17 protein-coding genes are annotated in these 19,446 nt (G+C 58.6%); 14 read left to right on the top strand and 3 right to left on the bottom strand.

Annotated features, from left to right (window positions below):
- Position 1 precedes the first annotated feature (1 nt).
- The 11 genes from H6973_04875 to H6973_04925 all read left to right on the top strand — a co-directional run bounded on the left by H6973_04875 (position 2) and on the right by H6973_04925 (position 13,797).
- Positions 2 to 946 (top strand): methionyl-tRNA formyltransferase, encoded by a 945-nt coding sequence (locus tag H6973_04875; protein MCP5124972.1) that lies wholly within the window; start codon positions 2 to 4, stop codon positions 944 to 946.
- The gene (gene rsmB, locus H6973_04880) at positions 943 to 2,280 is read left to right on the top strand and encodes a 16S rRNA (cytosine(967)-C(5))-methyltransferase RsmB (GenBank protein ID MCP5124973.1); all 1,338 of its coding nucleotides are present in this window, start codon (positions 943 to 945) and stop codon (positions 2,278 to 2,280) included. The genes H6973_04875 and rsmB overlap by 4 nt, the downstream gene beginning before the upstream one ends.
- On the top strand, positions 2,262 to 2,840 hold the full coding sequence (locus tag H6973_04885; protein ID MCP5124974.1) for a DUF4390 domain-containing protein: 579 nt from the start codon (positions 2,262 to 2,264) through the stop codon (positions 2,838 to 2,840). The genes rsmB and H6973_04885 overlap by 19 nt, the downstream gene beginning before the upstream one ends.
- On the top strand, positions 2,819 to 5,065 hold the full coding sequence (locus tag H6973_04890) for a HAMP domain-containing protein (protein ID MCP5124975.1): 2,247 nt from the start codon (positions 2,819 to 2,821) through the stop codon (positions 5,063 to 5,065). The genes H6973_04885 and H6973_04890 overlap by 22 nt, the downstream gene beginning before the upstream one ends.
- Positions 5,062 to 6,432: a sigma-54-dependent Fis family transcriptional regulator gene (locus H6973_04895; GenBank protein MCP5124976.1), complete on the top strand. Its 1,371-nt coding sequence runs from the start codon at positions 5,062 to 5,064 to the stop codon at positions 6,430 to 6,432. Before H6973_04890 ends, H6973_04895 begins: the two co-directional genes overlap by 4 nt.
- A gap of 7 nt (positions 6,433 to 6,439) precedes the next feature.
- The gene (gene trkA / locus H6973_04900) at positions 6,440 to 7,819 is read left to right on the top strand and encodes a Trk system potassium transporter TrkA (GenBank protein MCP5124977.1); all 1,380 of its coding nucleotides are present in this window, start codon (positions 6,440 to 6,442) and stop codon (positions 7,817 to 7,819) included.
- Positions 7,820 to 7,926: 107 nt separating this feature from the next.
- On the top strand, positions 7,927 to 8,586 hold the full coding sequence (locus H6973_04905; protein ID MCP5124978.1) for a protein-L-isoaspartate O-methyltransferase: 660 nt from the start codon (positions 7,927 to 7,929) through the stop codon (positions 8,584 to 8,586).
- Positions 8,587 to 8,718: 132 nt separating this feature from the next.
- Positions 8,719 to 10,137, top strand: a complete 1,419-nt coding sequence (locus H6973_04910) for a TolC family outer membrane protein (protein MCP5124979.1) — start codon at positions 8,719 to 8,721, stop codon at positions 10,135 to 10,137.
- Between the two features lie 113 nt (positions 10,138 to 10,250).
- Positions 10,251 to 10,745: an RDD family protein gene (locus tag H6973_04915; protein ID MCP5124980.1), complete on the top strand. Its 495-nt coding sequence runs from the start codon at positions 10,251 to 10,253 to the stop codon at positions 10,743 to 10,745.
- Entirely contained in the window at positions 10,742 to 11,698 is a 957-nt protein-coding gene (hemF, locus tag H6973_04920; GenBank protein ID MCP5124981.1) for an oxygen-dependent coproporphyrinogen oxidase, read from the top strand. Before H6973_04915 ends, hemF begins: the two co-directional genes overlap by 4 nt.
- A 191-nt stretch (positions 11,699 to 11,889) precedes the next feature.
- Positions 11,890 to 13,797 carry a hypothetical protein gene (locus tag H6973_04925; protein ID MCP5124982.1) on the top strand — a complete coding sequence of 636 codons (1,908 nt, stop codon included), beginning with the start codon at positions 11,890 to 11,892 and terminating at the stop codon, positions 13,795 to 13,797.
- Between the two features lie 100 nt (positions 13,798 to 13,897).
- Here H6973_04925 and H6973_04930 read toward each other — a convergent pair whose 3' ends face one another.
- The 3 genes from H6973_04930 to H6973_04940 all read right to left on the bottom strand — a co-directional run bounded on the left by H6973_04930 (position 13,898) and on the right by H6973_04940 (position 16,242).
- Complete coding sequence (locus tag H6973_04930; protein ID MCP5124983.1) at positions 13,898 to 14,383, bottom strand: prepilin-type N-terminal cleavage/methylation domain-containing protein; 486 nt, start codon at positions 14,381 to 14,383, stop codon at positions 13,898 to 13,900.
- A gap of 156 nt (positions 14,384 to 14,539) precedes the next feature.
- Positions 14,540 to 15,577, bottom strand: a complete 1,038-nt coding sequence (locus H6973_04935) for a hypothetical protein (protein MCP5124984.1) — start codon at positions 15,575 to 15,577, stop codon at positions 14,540 to 14,542.
- Between the two features lie 65 nt (positions 15,578 to 15,642).
- A complete protein-coding gene (locus H6973_04940; GenBank protein ID MCP5124985.1) occupies positions 15,643 to 16,242 on the bottom strand; it encodes an HNH endonuclease in 600 nt (199 codons plus the stop codon).
- Positions 16,243 to 16,573: 331 nt separating this feature from the next.
- Between H6973_04940 and H6973_04945 the strand changes: the two genes are divergently transcribed.
- Genes H6973_04945 through H6973_04955 form a run of 3 tightly spaced genes read left to right on the top strand, consistent with a single transcriptional unit; the run spans position 16,574 to position 19,438 of the window.
- Positions 16,574 to 17,695 carry a Re/Si-specific NAD(P)(+) transhydrogenase subunit alpha gene (locus H6973_04945; protein MCP5124986.1) on the top strand — a complete coding sequence of 374 codons (1,122 nt, stop codon included), beginning with the start codon at positions 16,574 to 16,576 and terminating at the stop codon, positions 17,693 to 17,695.
- A gap of 27 nt (positions 17,696 to 17,722) precedes the next feature.
- The gene (locus H6973_04950; protein ID MCP5124987.1) at positions 17,723 to 18,025 is read left to right on the top strand and encodes an NAD(P) transhydrogenase subunit alpha; all 303 of its coding nucleotides are present in this window, start codon (positions 17,723 to 17,725) and stop codon (positions 18,023 to 18,025) included.
- Between the two features lie 3 nt (positions 18,026 to 18,028).
- Complete coding sequence (locus tag H6973_04955) at positions 18,029 to 19,438, top strand: NAD(P)(+) transhydrogenase (Re/Si-specific) subunit beta (GenBank protein ID MCP5124988.1); 1,410 nt, start codon at positions 18,029 to 18,031, stop codon at positions 19,436 to 19,438.
- The last annotated feature ends 8 nt before the right edge of the window (positions 19,439 to 19,446 follow it).

The raw sequence follows: 19,446 nt of genomic DNA on the forward strand, positions 1-19,446 counted from the left end.
CATGGATGCGCCGCGCCTGATTTTCGCGGGAACTCCCGAATTCGCTGTTCCCTCTCTGCAAACCCTGTTGGATGAGGGTTATTCGCCGGTCGCCGTTTATACCCAGCCGGATCGACCGGCGGGACGGGGTCGCCAACTGCGAGCCAGCCCACTTAAAACCTGTGCTCAAGCCGCCGGGATCCCGGTCTATCAGCCGACCACCTTGCGCGATCCTGTTGTGCAAGCCGAGCTGGCGGCGCTGCAACCGGATTTACTGGTAGTCGCCGCCTACGGGTTGATCCTGCCGCCCGAGGCGCTGGCTATTCCCCGGCTGGGTTGCGTTAATGTTCACGCTTCGCTCTTACCGCGCTGGCGCGGCGCAGCCCCCATTCACTGGGCGTTATTGACCGGCGATGACGAGACCGGCATTAGCATCATGCGCATGGAAGCGGGTCTCGACACTGGGCCGGTGTTTACCCAGGCGGCCTGTCCGATTCCACGGGGCATCACCGGTGGTGAGTTGCACAATGGCCTGGCGATGCTGGGCGCGCTGCTGTTGCAAGCCACCCTGCCGGAACTGCTGACCGGACGTCTCGTTCCACAACCTCAGGATGACGCGCTGGCGACTTACGCCCCCAAGCTGAGTAAAACCGATCTCGAGCTGGACTGGAGCCGGCCTGCGCTGGATCTGGAGCGGCGGGTGCTGGCGTTTAACCCTTATCCGGTCACGCATACCCGTCTGGATGATTCTATCCTGCGCATCTGGCGGGCGGTCGCTGATGAAGCAGAACCGGTGACTGTGCCGCCGGGTTCGGTGCTGCGCGAGGACCCTTCCGGGATCGTGGTTGCCACCGGTTCTGGCGTTTTGCGGCTGACTGAAGTGCAACTGCCCGGCGGCAAGCCGTTGCCGGTCGCGGCGTTCCTGAACGCCCGTCGACTGGCCGGCAGGCGGCTGGGCGCGGCATGAACGTCCGCGCGCTGGCGGCTCAGGTGCTGGGACAGGTTCTGGGCGAGCGCCGATCGCTGGCAACGACGCTGCCCCCCGCTTTGGAACGCGCCGAACGGACGGATCGTGGTCTGCTCCAGGAATTGTGTCATGGCGTCTGTCGCTGGCATCCCCAATTACAAGCCTTGCTGCAATCGCTGCTGGCGCGGCCGCTGGACCCGCGTGAACCTGCCCTCCGGGCATTGCTGCTGGTCGGCCTTTACCAATTATGGCATTTACGCATCCCCGAACATGCCGCGGTGGCGGAAACCGTGACCGCCGCCCGACAGTTAAAAAAATCATGGGCGGCAGGATTGACGAACGCGGTGTTGCGCGCGGCGCTGCGTCGTCGCCAGGAATTGACAGTTGCGCTGGAGAAGGAGCCTGAAGCCTGTACCGCCCATCCCCGCTGGTTGCTGCAACGCTTGCAACAGGACTGGCCGGACGATTGGCCGGCTATCGTTGCTGCTAACAATGCCCGCCCACCGTTCACCTTGCGCGTCAATGCGCGTCACTTTGACCGTAACGCCTGTCAGCAATGGTTGCAGAAGCTGGGATACGATGCCGAACCGTCAGCGGCCGTGGCTACAGCGCTGACATTGAATGCAGCAGTCGAACCCGCAACGCTGCCAGGATTCGCCGAAGGCTGGATTTCGGTGCAGGACGCCGCTGCACAACTGGCTGCGCCCTTGCTGGCGCTGGATGTTCAGCCGGGTTTGCGCGTACTGGACGCCTGCGCTGCGCCAGGTGGCAAGACGGGTCATTTGCTGGAATGTGAACCGCACCTGGAGCTGACGGCGCTGGATCAGGACGCCGCTCGCCTGGAGCGCGTCGCAGGGAATCTTAACCGACTGCGGTTTCAGGCGCGTCTGATCGCCGGCGATGCCCGCCAGCCGGCGGATTGGTGGGACGGTGCGCCCTACGACCGGATTCTGCTAGACGCGCCCTGCTCGGCAACCGGGGTGATTCGCCGCCATCCCGACATCAAACTGCTGCGTCGGGACAGCGACATCGCCACGCTGGCTGATCAGCAACAAACGCTGCTCACCAGCTTGTGGCCGCTGCTGCGCTCGGAAGGTCAGTTGCTGTACGCGACCTGTTCGGTGCTACGGCAGGAAAACGAACAGGTGGTGGATCGTTTTCTTGCGAATCAGTCCGATGCTGAAGAGCACCCGATCACCACGCCCTGGGGGCGCTCCTTGTCGCATGGTCGGCAGATCCTTCCCGGCGAAGCAGGCATGGACGGATTCTATTACGCCATGTTGGTCAAGCGCGGGCCATCCATCGGGGAGGTTGCATGTCGGCAGGTCGCTTGACCCGACCGTATGGGCAGACCCTGGCCACTGGACTGATTTCCCTACTGGCGTTGCTGAATGCATCGCTGGTCTGGGCGGCCGGTTTTGAAATTATCAGCGCCTCGACTCGACTGGAAGGCGATGTTTATCGTCTGAACGCCCAGATCGAATACCGCTTCAGCCAGGCCGCGATCGAAGCCTTGAAAAACGGGGTGCCACTGACCATTGAACTCGAAATGGAGGTTCGCCGACAGCGCGCCTGGGCATGGGATGAAACCGTTTACGCGCTGTCCCAGCGCTTTCGACTCGAATATCACACTCTCAGCCGGCAATATCTGGTCACCACCCTGAACAGCGGCGAGCGACGCGGCTTCCCCAGCCAAAGCAGTGCCTTGCAGTTCATGGGACACATTACCGACTTTCCATTTCTGGATAAAGGCTTGCTGCTGCCGAATCAGCGCTATAAAGGTGCCCTGCGCGCCCGGCTCGACGTCGACGCATTGCCGACGCCGTTGCGGCTGTTCGCCTATATTTCCGACGACTGGCGATTGGCAAGCGCATGGCGCGTATGGCGGCTTTGATTCTGCGCCGACTCGCGCGCGGCCGGGGATTGTCCGCGATGCTGGCGTTGCTGGGCGTGTTGCTAATCCTCCTAGTGCTTATGAGTGGCGCCACGACCGATTCAGCGCAGTTCCAACAGGTGTATGGCTGGCTCTTGCTGACCAGCGCCATTGGCCTCGGCTCACTGGCCGCACTCATTCTTTATAACTTGATTGACTTACTGCGACGCTACTGGCGCCGGTCGCCAGGCGCCGGTTTGACTCTGCGATTGGCCGGCGTCTTCGCGATTCTGGCTATCCTGCCGGTCGCTCTGGTCTATGGTTTTTCGCTGAATTTCTTACAGCGCGGCATCGATAGCTGGTTTAATGTCCAGGTAGACCGCGGTCTTGAAGACGCACTGGAACTCAGCCGCACGGCCCTGGATCTACGCATGCGCGACGTGCTCAAGCAAACCACGCGAATGGCTGAAAGTGTCGCTGAAATCGAAGGCGAACAAGCAGCGCGGCGTCTGGACGACCTGCTAGATTTCAGCGAGGCTTCCGAACTGACCCTGTTTGGCCGCGATGGACAGATTATCGCAACCGCTGCCGCCGATCCTTCACTGGTTCTGCCCGCGCCGCCCCCGGATACGGTTTTGTTGCAAGTCCGGCAGGGCCGGAATTATGTCGGTCTAGAGCCGATCGGTGATGCCGGCTTTCATATCCGTGTAGCGGTGCGGGTGGCGGTTCCCGGCGCTGAGGATCGTTTGCTCCAAGCGCTGTTTCCGGTCACTGATCGCCTCAGCCTGTTGGCGGACGCCGTACAAGCCGCTTTCGACAGCTATAAGGAGCTGATCTTTTTACGCGCGCCGCTCAAAGCCAGCTTTACGCTCATTTTGTCGCTGGCACTGCTGCTGGCCGTGCTGGCGGCCTTCTGGGCGGCGTTTTACACAGCGCGTCGCTTAGTGCAGCCGCTGCGGGAACTGGCGGAAGGCACCCAGGCAGTGGCGGCTGGCCAGTTTGACAAACAACTGGCGCAAGCCAGCAGCGACGAACTGGGTTTTCTGGTGCAGTCCTTTAATGAAATGACCCGCAACCTGGCCCAGGCCCGCGATGCAGCGCAGCACAGCCAGCAACAACTGGAGAGCCAGCACGCCTATCTGGAAACGGTGCTGGCCCGATTGTCTTCCGGGGTGCTCACTATTGATTACGCGGGCCGTTTGCAAACCTGTAACGCCGCCGCCAGTCAGATTCTCGGGGTGGACTTGCAACCGTTCATCGGCGCCAACAGCCAGCATATCGTCGCTGTCCAGCCAGTGTTGCAGGACTTGATCGACATCATCAGTCCACAATTAATCCAGACCGGCGACTGGCGGCAGGAAATTCCCTGGTTCAGTAGCACGGGCCGGCGTATTCTGATGTGTCGCGGCAGTTCGCTACCGGACGCCGTGGGACTGCGTGGAGGCCATGTCATTGTGTTTGATGACATTACCCATCTGGTGCAGGCCGAACGCGACGCTGCCTGGGCCGAAGTGGCGCGCCGACTAGCCCATGAAATCAAAAACCCGCTGACGCCGATTCAACTGGCCGCCGAACGCATCCGTCACAAATACCTTAAACAAATGGATGGGGAACAGGGACGGGTGTTGGAACGCGGTACGCACACGATCGTTCAGCAGGTGCAGGCGATGAAGGAGATGGTGGACGCCTTCAACGAATACGCCCGACCGCCGCGTCTAAAACTGGCGCCGCTGGACCTGAACGAGTTCGTGACCGAGGTGCTGTACCTCTATCGCGATTATCCGGCCAATGTAGAGATTCGCCTGGAACTGGCCCAGGAGCCGCTGTGGATCAACGCTGACAAAGGCCGCTTGCGGCAATTGCTGCATAATCTGGTCAAGAACGCCATTGAGGCGATTCACGACGGCCAAGGCTCTACGCTCTGGATCTGCACCCAGCGCGAGCATGTCACCGGGGCCGATTGCGCCGAATTAATTGTGCGCGACGATGGCCCCGGGTTCCCCGACCACTTGTCAGCCAGCGCCTTTGAGCCTTATGTGACTACCAAACCCAAGGGAACCGGACTAGGATTAGCAGTTGTTAAAAAAATCGTCGAGGAACATGGCGGCTGGATTCAGCTGGAAACGCCGGCTGAGGGCGGCGCCCGGATTGTGATCCGCTTGCCATTCCGCCATGAGGATGGCGAGGTTTCGATAACGCCCGGTGTTCCCGCCGCGCCTTTAAATACCGATCAGGAGGCTGGATGAGCGCGCCCTATATTCTGGTCGTCGATGACGAACCCGATATTCGCGACCTGGTGATGGAAATTCTGGAAGATGAAGGCTATAGCGTAGCGATCGCAGAAAACGCCGCCGCCGCCCGCGAAGCGCGCCGCGCCCAACGGCCTGATTTGATCCTGCTCGATATCTGGATGCCGGATACCGATGGCATCACGCTGCTTAAGGAATGGAGCGAAGGGGACCATTTGCCCTGTCCGGTGATCATGATGTCCGGCCACGGCACCGTGGAAACCGCGGTGGAAGCCACCCGCCTGGGTGCCTACGATTTCATCGAGAAGCCGTTGTCGATGGCCAAGCTGCTATTGACTGTGGAGCGGGCGTTGGAGGCCGACCGGCTGGCGCGGGAAAATCAGAACCTGCGCCGTCAGCAACGCACGGTCTCTGAACCGGTAGGGCGTAGCGAGGTCGTGCAACGGTTGCGCGCACAGGTGCTGAAAATCGCGCAACACGATGCCCCGGCGCTGATCTTTGGCGAACCGGGCACGGGCAAAGAGGTATACGCCCGGTTCCTGCACGCCCACAGTCCACGACGCGATGGGCCATTCGTGGATGTCGGCGTGGGTTCCATCGCCCGGGAAAACGCCAGCCTAGAGTTATTTGGCTCGGAGCAGGGCGAACGCATTCACTATGGCCGGCTGGAACAGGCCAGCGGCGGCACTCTGTTTCTCGACGAACTGGCCGACATGGACCTCGAAGCTCAAGCTAAGCTGGCCAGCGCTCTGGAGAATGGCTCCTTTCTGCGCATTGGCGGCAAGGAGTCGGTGCGGGTTAACGTGCGGGTGGTGACTGCTACCCATCGCGATCTGGAGCAGGAAGTGGCGCTGGAACGGTTCCGCGAAGATTTGTACTACCAGCTCAACGTGGTGCCCATCAAGTTGCCGCCGCTGCGTGAGCATATTGAAGACGTGCCGGAATTGCTCAACTACTATGTCAGTTATTTTGTCGATCAGGAAAACCTGACTTATCGCCACTTTACGCTGGCGGCGCAGAACCGGCTGCGCAACTACAATTGGCCGGGCAACATCCGCGAACTCAAGAATCTGGTGCAGCGCCTGCTGATTCTGGGCAGTGAGGAAGAAATCACCCAGGAAGAAGTGGATGCTGCGGTGCGCGGCGCGACTTCCGCCAAATCGCATGATGTGGGCAGCATTCCCCTGAACTTGCCGCTACGCGAAGCCCGTGAGCAATTCGAGCGCACTTATTTAATGCAGCAATTCCGTGAATGCGAGGGTAACGTCGCACGCCTGGCCGAACGCGTCGGCATGGAGCGCACTAACCTGTACCGGAAATTGCGCGCATTGGGAATTGACCCTAAAAAAGCCTTGGACGAATGATGCTGCTATGAAAATTGTCATCCTCGGCGCCGGGCAGGTAGGCAGTTCGGTCGCACACATTCTGGCCAGCGAGGCGAACGATGTCACGGTCGTCGATGCCAACGCCGAGCGTCTGCAAACTCTCCAGGACCGGCTGGATATTCGCACCCTGGCCGGTCATGCCTCTCATCCGACAGTGCTGGAACAGGCGGGTATGGCCGACGCAGATATGCTGGTTGCGCTGACCGATAATGATGAAGTCAACATGATTGCCTGTCAGATCGCCTACACGCTGTTCAATACGCCGCGACGGATCGCCCGGGTTCGGTCAGGGGGGTATCTCTCCTATAAGGATCAATTGCTGAATGACCAAGCCCTGCCCATCGACGTGCTGATCAGTCCTGAACAACTGGTGACCGATTATATTCAGCGGATCATTGAACATCCTGGAGCGTTACAGGTTCTCGATTTCGCCGAGGGTCAGGTGCGGTTGATGGGCGTCAGGGCCTATGAAGGCAGCTCTCTGGTCGGTCAGGCGCTGCGCGTGTTACCGGATCGGATGCCAGGTATCGAAACCCGGGTAGCCGCCATCTTCCGACAGGGCCGCCCCATCATCCCGGAAGGCAATACGCTGATCGAGGCGGATGATGAAGTATTCTTCATCGCCGCCCGCAAAAACGCCCGGGCGATTGTTAGCGAGCTGCGCAAACTGGACCGCATGGTCAAGCGCTTGATCATCGCCGGCGGCGGGCATATTGGCGCCCGGTTGGCCCAGGGCCTGGAAGACCGGTTTCAGGTCAAGATCATCGAACATAATCCGATCACTGCTCGTCACTTGTCCGAGCAACTCAACCGGGCCATCGTGTTGCAGGGCGACGCTGCTGATGAAAATCTGTTGCGACAGGAGAACATTGAGAATATGGATGTTTTTTGCGCCGTAACCAATGATGATGAAGCCAACATTCTGTCCGCAATGCTGGCCAAGCGTATGGGCGCTCACAAGGCGATGGCGTTGATCAACCGGGTCTCATACGTCGATCTGGTGGAATCCTCGGGCATTATCGACGTCGCGATTTCACCGCAACAGGCGACGATCGGTAGTTTGCTGACTCATGTCCGGCGCGGCCATGTCGCCAAGGTCCATTCCCTGCGCCGGGGCGCCGCCGAAGCTATAGAGGCGGTCGCGCATGGCGATTACAAAACCTCCAAGGTGGTGGGCCGGCGTCTGGACGAAATCCGCTTACCGCCGGGCACCACCATCGGCGCCGTTGCGCGCGAGGACGAGGTGATTATTTGCCACCACGACACCATGATCCAGGCTGAGGACCATGTCATCCTGTTCCTCATCGATAAAAAGCGGGTTCCGGAAGTGGAGCGTCTGTTTACCCCGGCGCCGACCTTTTTGTAAGCCACATCGCAGCGCGCTGCCTTGTGGTAGAATTTCCACATCCCGAACCTGGGGGCGTCGCTCCCGTCAGAATCCCAAAAACCAGGCGTTAACAGGATCCCGAACCGATGACCGCATTCAATTTTGAGCAGGCGCGTTTTAACATGATCGAGCAGCAGATCCGGCCCTGGGAGGTGCTGGATCAGCGCGTACTGGATACCCTGACCCGGACGCCGCGCGAGGATTTCACGCCGGAACGCTACCGCAATCTGGCTTTCAGCGACGTCGCTATCCCCATTGGCCACGGTGAAGTCATGCTGAAACCCAATATCGAGGGTCGCATTCTCCAGGCGTTGGCGGTGCAGCCGACGGATCAAATCCTGGAAGTGGGCGCCGGCAGCGGCTACCTGACGGCTTGTCTGGCGCAGCTGGCCAACAGCGTGATCAGCGTCGACATTATTCCCGACTTCATTGAAGCAGCCCATGGTAAGCTCAAGGCGCATGGAATCACTAATGTTGTACTCCATACCGGGGACGCCAGCCGTGGTTGGGGTGAACGCCGCTATCACGTTATCGCCGTGACCGGCTCGGTTGCCAGGGTTGATGAAGTTTGGCGCCAGAGTCTACGTTTGGGTGGACGACTGTTTATCGTGACGGGTCAATTGCCGGTGATGGAAGCCTTGCTGATCACTCGGGTTGGCGAACAGGAATGGACCCAGGAAAGTTTGTTTGAAACCGAATTACCTCCATTGCGCGGCGCTAATCCGGTCAAGACGTTTGAATTTTGAAAGAAAAAAAGTATCAGGCTCCAAGCTTCAGGCTCCAGATCGGGAAATTCGTCTTGACCTGACACCTGGCACCTAACATCGGGCGCCTGGTGCTTGATACCTTCAAAAAAATATCAGGGGAGCCTATTGACTATGACTAAAATGCGTTACTCACTAGGAGCGGTGATCGTTGCTGCATTATTGTACAGTTCATCCGTGGGGGCGGAAGACCTGCTGCACATCTATCGCCAGTCTTTGGAAAGCGATCCGGTGCTCAAGGCCGCCGCCGCCAGCCAGCAAGCCTCCCAGGAGGCCAAGCCGCAGGCCCGGGCTTTATTATTGCCTAATATCGGGGTCACCGCTTCCCAGGGAAACACCTTTGGCGCTGTAGGATCAACAACCGGACGATCCTCATACGACACCCACAACTATGCGATCAGCGTGGTGCAACCACTCTATAACCGAAGCAGTCAGGTGCAGCAACGGCTGGCGGAGGCGACGGTCAATCAGGCGGACATTGATTTTCTCAATGCCGAAAACGACTTGATCCTGCGGGTCGCGCAAGCCTACTTCAGCGTATTAGCAGCGCTGGATAATCTGACTTTCGCGACGGCGGAAAAAAATGCATTCGCCCGTCAACTAGAGCAGGCCAACCGGCGATTCGAGGTCGGTCTGGCGACGATTACTGACGTTTACGATGCCCAGGCGCGCTTTGACGGCGCGGTGTCTTCCGAGATCAGCGCGCTCAACACGCTGGCGAATACGCGCGAACAATTGCGGCAATTGACCGGTCAGGATTATGCGCAGTTGAACATCCTGGGTAACCGGATGCCGCTGGCGCTGCCCAAACCAAGCGACCCCGAAGCCTGGGTGCGCATGGCCCTGGAGAATAATCTGTCGCTGCAAAGCGCCGGTTTCGGCGTGGAACAGGCGCGGGAAAATATCAAACTCCAGAAATCCGGCCATTATCCCAAATTGGACTTGAGCGTCAGTCGTGCGGATGTCGACAGCGGTTTTACCCATAGCTACAGCAGCCAGGCTAATCTTCAACTGACTATTCCCATCTATAGCGGCGGCGCGGTGTCCTCGCGTTCCCGCCAAGCTGCTTATAACTATGAAGCATCCCGTCAAAATCTGGAAGATTTGCAGCGTAACACCATTACTACCGTTCGTAATGCCTATCGGGGTCAGGAAACTGCTATCAGTCAAATCAAGGCGCTTGATCAGACCCGCGTTTCGACCCGCAGCGCCCTGGAAGCAACCCAGGCGGGTTATGAAGTGGGCACCCGCACCATCGTGGATGTGTTGAACGCTGAAACCGATGTGTACCGAGCCGAACGGGATTATGCCCAAGCCCGCTATTCCTACGTGGTCAATGTCTTGACGCTGCGGCAGGCTGCGGGTCGGCTGACCGAGGAAGATGTGATCGAAATCAATGGCTGGCTGGGCGCCGCCCATCCGACCAGCGGCGTTCCTGTTGCGCAGGCAGATGCGGGATCGACGAATGCTCTCACTGGCAAGAACATGAATAATGGCAGCAAGCGCACCATCGCTAAACCCTCCAAACCGTAAACCGGTAGGTCTTGCCTGAGCGACGGGTATCAATCATCCATGTCCGAAATCACATTCTGAATGTTGCTGACGCGAAATTCCCCCGCTCCACCTTTTTCCAAGGGGGAAAATGAATGCTGACGCCAGCCGAATTGCCGCGCCGGTTGGCGGCTATCGTTTACGATGGCCTGTTGCTGGCTGGGGTATTGATCTTTGCCTCCGCGCTAGCCTGGGGCCTAATGGCGCTGCTGCTGGGCAGCGCGGCGGTTACCCTCGATAATCCGCTAAGTGGTAATCCCTTTTTTCAAACTTATCTGCTCCTGGTCTGCTTCTTTTTCTATGGCGGCTTCTGGGTTCGCGATGGCCAAACCCTGGGGATGCGCGCCTGGCGCTTACGCATCACGCGGCATGATGGCCGGGGCATCGGTTGGTCGCAAGCGTTACTGCGCTTTCTGACCGCCAGTCTGTGGCTAACGCCCTTCTATTTACACCCGCTGTTTCAAGTCAGCGTGGCTACCAGCGTATGGATCGGCCTGGCGGTTCTGCTGTTCCTGTTGGCGTTGCGCGTACCGGATCAGGTTTCAGAAACCGAGCTGGTGGTCTTGCCTCGTCCAGGGCAAGTTGAATGAACAGTGATGACGCTTTATCGGTTCACGGTCCACCGGTTCTGACTTATCTGCACGAATTGCAGGACCGCTTGACCGCCGCGCTGGAAACGGTCGATGGCGGCGCGACCTTTCACGAAGACGCCTGGGAGCGTCCCGTGTCTGATTCTGCATTAGCCGGCGGCGGTCGCAGCCGGGTGTTGCGCGAGGGCGCATTGTTCGAACAGGCGGGAATTAATCTCTCGCATGTCACGGGAACCCGTCTGCCGCCCTCAGCGACCGCGCAACGCCCGGAGTTGGCGGGGCGCGGTTTTGCAGCGATGGGTGTGTCCCTGGTGGTCCATCCACGCAATCCTTATATCCCAACTTCCCATGCCAATGTCCGGTTTTTTAATGCGTTCCGGGAGGACGCTGAGCCGGCCTGGTGGTTCGGCGGCGGGTTCGATCTCACGCCGTACTATGGTTTCGAGGAGGACTGTGTGCATTGGCATCGCACAGCGCAAGCGGCCTGCGAATCGTTTGGGCCGGAGGTTTACCCGCGCTGCAAACGCGCCTGTGACGAGTATTTCTTTCTGAAGCACCGCAATGAACCGCGTGGAGTTGGTGGGTTGTTCTTCGACGATCTGAACGAAGGCGGTTTCGCGCACTGTTTCGCCTTCATGCGCAGCGTCGGCGACCATTTTTTGCCGGCCTATCTGCCCATCGTCGAACAGCGGCGGGCGTGGCCCTATGGCGAGAGGGAGCGGGAGTTTCAACTGTATAGGCGGGGGCGCTATGTCGAATTCAACCTGGTGTACGACCGGGGAACGTTATTTGGCTTGCAATCCGGCGGGCGGACCGAATCCATTCTGATGTCGCTGCCACCCCGGGTGCGCTGGGAATATTACTGGCGACCCGAACCCGGCAGTCCCGAAGCACAGCTTTATGAGTTTTTTCTGCAACCGCGTGACTGGCTGGCCCCGCTTGACAGGCAGTAGGACTATGCAGGCGATTAATGAAGCTATTGGAGCGTGGCCGATTCGTTAGGATTATCCCAAATTACACACTGGTCAAGGCGCAAAGAGTGGAATGGATTTACAAAAGTATCTCATTAAGCATCAATTAGTGTATATTTTGGCAAACTCACCCACTTTTCTGACAGCATGATCAATTTAATTAGGTAATCTTCATGGAATCTACATTTAAACTGTCGGCCCTGGGCATTCAACCGGGCTGGGATACCCAGGTTGTGCGCGCTCAGTTACAACCCTTGCTCAAGGGTGATCCAGCTACTTTTGCCGACATCTTCCATCGTCTTTCCCTGAACGAACAGGTTGTGCTGAGCACAAACTTGCCGAAGGACAAGGCAGAGAGGCTCCTGGAAAAATTGACAGCTATCGGCCTGAAGTGCCGCATGGACCCCATGGCGCTGAGCTTGGCGCCGCTAGGGGGTGGAGAGTATACCTGCCCGGCTTGTGGCCACCGCCAACCGCGCAGCTTTGATGACACGCCGGACATCTGTGAACGCTGTGGCATTGTGGGCCGCAATTATGAGAGCGCCAGCGACCTGAAGCGTCTCGTCGAAATTGAACGCCAACGCTTACAGGCTATCAAGGATCGGGCGGAAGCCAAGACAACAAAATCAGCAGAAGACAAGACTCGCGAACAACATGAAAAACTGCGCGCCATCGCTCAGCGCCAGGTGGAAAAGGAATTGGGGATTACCCCCATGGTCAAGCTGAAGGCCAAACTCAAGTCACTGCATGAACAAAATGTATTGATCCCAATTTTTGGCGGTTCGACAGCGGCGATTATCGGTATCGGTCTGCTGGTGTGGCAACTTGTACTCACTCCCTCGAAAACCATCGTTACAGCTTCGACTGCTAAACCTCCTCCTCAACCCGCTGGTTTGCAGATCACCGTTAAACCAGCGCCGGATGCGGTGTTCAAAGTGGAAGGTTCAACGCCGTCGGCAACGACTGCCGGCGCTCCAGGCATGACGGTCGCGGCGGCGGATTCTCCAGCAGAATCAGAGCAGGGCGCGCTGGCCGCTAATGCAGCTACCTCGAACGCGACGCCAGCGACAGAGAGCTTGAATACACCGCCAGTCAATTCCGCCCTGACCCAGCCCCAGTCGCTACTGGATGTCAATCAACTAGCGCTGGCCCGTCCTGCTGCGGGAAATACAAATGTACCAGGCGCGCTAGGCGCCGCTGGGCAGTCGTCGGCGCGATATCCACAGATAATGAACAATCTGGCGTTGTATCAAATTTCCATTGGCAATGTTGACGCAGCTACCGGCAGCGTCGACCAGGTGGTCAAATGGCTGGGCAATCAGAAGAACCGTCTGTCCAACAGCCAACTGGATCAACTTAATCGCTTTCAGGTGGATATCCGCGCCAGGATTGCCAGCCAGTACTTCAAGCGGCAGGAGCCGGCGATTGCGCAAACCCAGTGGTTTCAGGCGACCGATCTGGCTAATTCGATTGTGACGCCTAGCGAACGCGCCCAGGCTTTCAGCAAGCTGGCGCGCACGCTGCATGAAGTGCAAGCCTCGACGGCGAAGGATTATTTTAGCCGGGCGCTGGAAACGACGCGGTTGGTCGCCGATCCGATGGGTCAAGTGGTCGCGCTGAGTGCGGTAGGTCGGGATTTGGCGCGCACTGGCCGGCGCCAGCAGTCTCAGGATTTGTTCGGCCGGGCGACGTTGGCAATAGAGGCGTTGAAGGCCCCGAGCGACCGGTTAGTAGCGCTAGCGATTCTGGCGAAACATCGGGCAGAGGGCGGTGATACAACGACGGCGAAGTCTTTATTGAGCACGCTTGCCAAGCAGATGGAGTCCTTTCGTGGCCAGTTTCCAGAGACGCTAGCCCAGCATCGGGCCGAGGCCTTCAGCGCACTGGCCTTGAATTTGGCGATCCTGCGGGAGACGGCGGCGGCGCAATCTGAATTTACGGCGGCCTTCAACCAAGCTGAGGCGCTGACCGAGCCGGAAATGCGGGCGAATGCGTTGTTTTATTTAGCGCAGGATCTTGCTCTGGCCGGCGATCGCCAGGCGGCGGCCAAACTGGCGGCGGCGGTGACGTCAAAGGATTAGCATTTTGCTTTTAGCAGTAACTTAATGTTATTTCGCGCTACGTCCGTCCAAAAAAAAGCCGGCGCGAAGCCGGCTTGCTTTTCTTGGGAGAGTGTAAGGGCTAACGCCAGCATTGCTCGATGACGTTAGCGGCAATTGCTGGAGGAAATTGATTATTCAATCCTTTTTGGCCGGCTTGGTTGAGGTTCAGCGTTGGTCCGGTCAGCCCACCACATTGATCGTTGCCTTGGTCAGCAGTCGCTGGCGTGGCGGTTACGGTAAAAGTGTTCTGACCCAGATTCCCCACAGTAATGGTGTAATAGCCACCGGGCGGCCCACCTTCTTTGGGAGATTGCGTAAGGCCCATGTTAACTAATCGAGTCGCTGCATCATTGGGTGGAGGACCACCGGCATAGCCCGTTGTTAAATTCTCTGTGTAAATCCGCTCCATGAACTGCGCCGCTTCCAGCAGCACCGCCCGGGCGTCCGCCCGCCGCGATTTACGCACACTCTCGGTATAAGACGGGTAAGCAATCGCGGCGACAATCGCGACAATCGCTAAGGTAATCATCAACTCGATCAGGGTAAAGCCTCGTTGTCGTTTCATCATCTTGCGCCTCTAAGCCAAATTTTAAGCGCTCTCGTCAAAAGAAGCGTCATTGTTAAGTTGAATAAGGCATAGTCCGTGCGTCCGCCGGACAGAGCGTTGATCTGTTCACACCGCTTCTGATTCAATGGTCGCAATTTTCCGACAAATGGTCAACTAGATCGTAGTCATCACGGGTGGCGGCGGCAACGCCTCTTGCCGACTGAAGCGCACCAACGCGCCAATTCGCTGGTCTCCCAGCGAGTCCAGTTCGATCAGGGAAAGCGTTTCGCCTGGTTCGCTCGACTCAGGGGACAACTTGATTCCGAGGCGAGTCAGGCGCAAAGTCAGCGGGCGTGCCTGCAAATACTTCTCAGGCTGGCTGAGCACTTGCTGCACCTGCTCCAGATAGTCGTCCAGCGTCCCCAGCCGCTTGCGGACCGCGACCAGATCTTCCTCGACCTGAACCAACCGCTGCTCCAGCGCGGTTTCCCGGCGCGGATGTTCATCCGTGGACAACAGCAACGGCTGCAACCCCTGAGCGTGACTGCGCAAAGCCCGCAATTGCGCCTGCAAGCGCCGCCGCTGCTCCTCGAGCGAACTGCGCTGATCACGAATCTCATTGATCCGCTCTAGCGCTCGCATCGCCAGAAACACCAGCATCCGCTGCTGTAAACCCTCTCGCAACCGCTTTTCGCTGGTCGTCGGAAAAAACAGTCGATGCTTGGAAAAACTGACCCGGATCTGCCGGACATCGCGCACCAGCACATCACCCCGCAGCGCTGCGCCAAAGGTTTCGGTCTCGCGCCTGACCATCAGCATCAGGGCATAGCCCCGCTCCGCTCCACTCTCCTGGAAAAAAAGCCGGAGACCGGAATCTTCCGCCAGCATCTTGCGCAAATCGTCGACCGTCGCAAAAAAAGCATTCACCTCAGGATGTCGAGACCAGGCGTGAGCATCCAGGGTAATGGCCGGCGGCAACTGCTTCAGCATCTTTTCCGCGTAAATTGACGCTGTCTCCACCGCATTCAGCAGCTTATCAGCATAGCTGCCAACCAAGCGAATGCGCGGCTCGCTGGCGTCTACTACCGCCTCGATGGCGTCGCGCATGGCCGCCAGCCGTTCCTGATGATGGCGATGCTCGGCTAGGCGTTCCTGGGCAAACGCCGCTAGACCGCCGAAAACCTGCTGGAGAAAGCCTTGCTCGTCGGTCATTTTCTCTCACCTTTGTAACCGTTTCCCCCCTTTGGTAAAGGGGGGTTAGGGGGGATTCCACACCTTCAAGCCAGCCCTGCCAGGCGCCGGTGCAAGGGACTCGACCGGGGAAAATGCGCGCGCAGAAAATCCATCTGATCAGCCAGCACCCGCTTGCCTTGCAGATACACATACTCCGCATGATTGGGCACGAACGGAATGGCTAATAATTGCATACCCGCTTGTTCCGGGGTCTTGCCGCCCTTGCGATGGTTGCACGGCTTGCAAGCGGTGACCACATTGTTCCAGTGGTCAATCCCACCCTGCACCACCGGCCGGACGTGGTCACGGGATAAATCCCGAACTGAAAAGGTTTCGCCGCAATACAAGCAGGTGTTGCAATCACGCCGGAACAGCGCCGCATTCGACAACGGCGGCACGTAGTCTTCGCGCGCGCGCAACCGGGCGTAAGCGCCGCCCTGCGTGGCCAGGATGGAATTCACCGTGAGAACGCTGCGCCGACCCGTGCGCGCATTGACGCCGCCGCGCACCGTATAAAGCGCCATGCCGCAGGTGTAGGCTACCTGCTCGGCGCAATAGAGGCGCACCGCCTGTTGATAATCAATCCATTCCAACGGCATTCCCGTGACATCCGTGTGCAGCACCTGCTGTTCCAACCCGTACATAACTCACCTTTACCTGCTTCCTGATCCAGGGGCGTATCGTCGCCAACGGACATGAACCTCTGTTGACACTCCACCGATAGACGTAAGATAGACGTGGAAATAGCCTACAGGTTGCGGCGGTTCGTCACGCATCATACCTGTTTTGGCCCTGCCCCTATTGTGATGTCGCCAGTCTAGGCTACTATTCTACAAGTATGGCGCGTCTCCCGCCGCCGGCGCGCATGCCCACCTGCAAATTTGAACCTCTGGCCGACTTCGCGCCAGCTTTTTTTATGTCCGTTTCCAGGCGGGCGGGCGTCTGGAAGAATAACCACCGTGTGAGGACAACAATATGCCTGTTCGTATGGCCGTCCCGAAAGAAATCATTTCGGGCGAACAGCGGGTCGCGCTAGACCCGACTATGGCCGAGCGTTTTAGCAAGCTCGGCGCAGAAATCCTGGTGGAAAAAGGTGCCGGTCTCAGCGCCTTCTTCACTGACGAAGCGTATGGCAAAAGCAGCCGTTTGATAGATAGCGCGCAAGCGTTGTACGCCGAAGCCGATGTGGTCTTCAAGGTGCAAGGGCCGACCCTGGAGGAAGTAGAATTGCTCAAGGACGGCTCGACGCTGCTCGCCGTGCTGATGCCGCACCGCAACCTGGATGTCGTCAAGCGGTTGCGCGACAAGAAGATCACCAGCTTCGCCATGGAGTTGATTCCGCGCATCTCTCGCGCCCAGTCGATGGACGTGCTGTCCTCCCAGGCCGCCGTGGCCGGCTATTACGTCGCCTTGCGCGCCGCCAGCTTGGCCAGCGGGTTCTTCCCGATGCTGACCACCGCCGCCGGCACCATCCGCCCCTCCAAGGTCGTCATCGTCGGCGCAGGCGTCGCGGGCTTGCAAGCCATCGCCACCGCCAAACGGCTAGGCGCAATGGTGGAAGCCTACGATATCCGTCCGGCGGCTCGCCAGGAAATCGAATCGTTGGGCGCCAAGATGATCGACACCGGCGTCAACGCTGCCGCCGAAGGCGGTTACGCCCGTGAATTGACAGCGGAAGAAAAGCAGAAACAGGCTGACGTGTTGGCTAAGCACATCGCGGCTTGCAATGCCGTTATCACCACTGCTGCTATTCCTGGCCGGCCTGCACCGAAGATTGTCACCACCGCCATGGTGGAAAACATGAAGCGTGGCGCGGTGATCGTTGATCTCGCGGCGGAATCCGGCGGCAATTGCGAGTTGACCCGCCCTGGCGAGACCTACGAGTCTAACGGCGTGATCATCGACGGCCCGCTCAACATCCCCAGTAATTTCCCGGTTCCCGCCAGCGAAATGTACGCCAAGAATCTGTTCAACTTCCTGTCGCCGATGATCAAGGATGGCGCGTTGAATTTGGACTGGGATGACGAAGTGATCGCCAAAAGCGCGTTGACCCGCGATGGGCAGATTGTCCACGAACCCACCAGCAAGCTGGTCTAACCTAACCGGAGAAGCGTTATGGAAGTCATGAAAGACGTTGTCGCGTTTTTCTCCCCGATTTACATCCTGATGTTGGCCGGATTTCTCGGCTATGAAATTATCGGCCGGGTGCCGGTCATCCTGCACACGCCGTTGATGTCCGGCACTAACTTCGTGCATGGCATCGTGCTGGTCGGCGCGATGGTGGCACTGGGCCAGGCCGTGACTCCCCTGGAGCAGGCGATTGGGTTCCTGGCGGTATTGCTGGGCGCCGGTAATGCGGTCGGCGGCTACTTCGTCACGGAACGGATGCTCGAAATGTTCAAGAGCAGCAAGGGTCAGGAGAAGTAAGTCATGGGTTATCTGATTGAAACGGTGTATTTCCTGACGGCCGCGATCTTCATCATCGGCCTCAAGCAGATGTCGCATCCGACGACCGCCCGCAAAGGCATTGTTTGGGCGGGCTATGGCATGGTGCTAGCCACGCTGGTCAGCTTCGTCCATCCCCAAATCACGGCGCACATTAACGCGTTCAATTATGTATTGACGCTGATCGCCATCGCTATTGGCGGCGCGATTGCCTGGTGGGGCGCTAAAAAAGTGCCGATGACTGCTATGCCGCAGATGATCGCCATCTACAACGGCATGGGCGGCGGCGCGGCGGCGGCCATCGCGGCGGTCGAATTGCTCAAGGATCATGGCCACGAACTGCCGTCCAACACCACGCTGCTGATGGCGGTGGCGGGCGCGCTGATCGGTACGGTGGCATTCTCCGGTTCGGTAGTCGCCTTCGGCAAATTGCAGGAACTCAAGTTTTTCCGCGATGACGCCAAGTTCCGTTTTGCCGGGCAGCAAAAAGTTAACGCAATCGTTTTTGGTGCAGCGGTGGTGCTGGGGTTGGTCATTTCGCTGGGTCATGTCTTCGGCGGACCGGCGCTGACCCTTTTCTTCCTGCTGGCGCTGGCTTTCGGCGCGATGATGGCCCTGCCCATCGGCGGCGCGGACATGCCGGTCGTTATCTCCCTGTTCAACGCCTTTACCGGTCTGGCCGTCGCCCTGGAAGGTTTCGTGCTGGGCAACTCAGCCATGATTATCGCCGGCATCATCGTCGGCTCGTCGGGTACTTTGCTAACCCTGATGATGGCCAAGGCGATGAACCGTTCAGTCGCTAACGTGCTGTTCAGTAACTGGGCGGCGCTGGCCAGTGGCGAGGCGCAGGCGGTCACCGGCAGTCTCAAACCGATGGAGCCGCCGGATGCGGCGATTCAGATGGCCTATGCCGCCAAGGTGATCATTGTGCCCGGCTATGGCATGGCGGTGGCTCAGGCGCAGCACAAGATTTGGGAAATGTGCAAACTGCTGATAGAGCGGGATGTTGTGGTCAAATTCGCTATTCACCCGGTCGCTGGCCGGATGCCCGGGCACATGAATGTGCTGCTGGCGGAAGCTGGAGTGCCCTACGACCTGATCTTCGATATGGATGAGATCAACGAAGAGTTTCAAACCGCAGATGTCGCGCTGGTGATTGGCGCGAATGACGTGGTGAATCCAGCGGCGCGCACCGACAAGGCCAGCCCGATCTACGGGATGCCGATCCTGAATGTGGATCACGCCAAGAACGTGCAGGTCATCAAGCGCGGCAAAGGCGTGGGCTTCGCGGGCATCGAGAACGCGCTGTTCTTCGCCGACAATACCCGGATGGTGTACGGTGATGCGCAGAAAGTTGCGGCGGGCCTGATCCAGGGCATCAAGGATCTGGGTTAGGAATCACA

The organism is Gammaproteobacteria bacterium (assembly GCA_024235095.1).
Lineage (GTDB): Bacteria > Pseudomonadota > Gammaproteobacteria > Competibacterales > Competibacteraceae > UBA2383.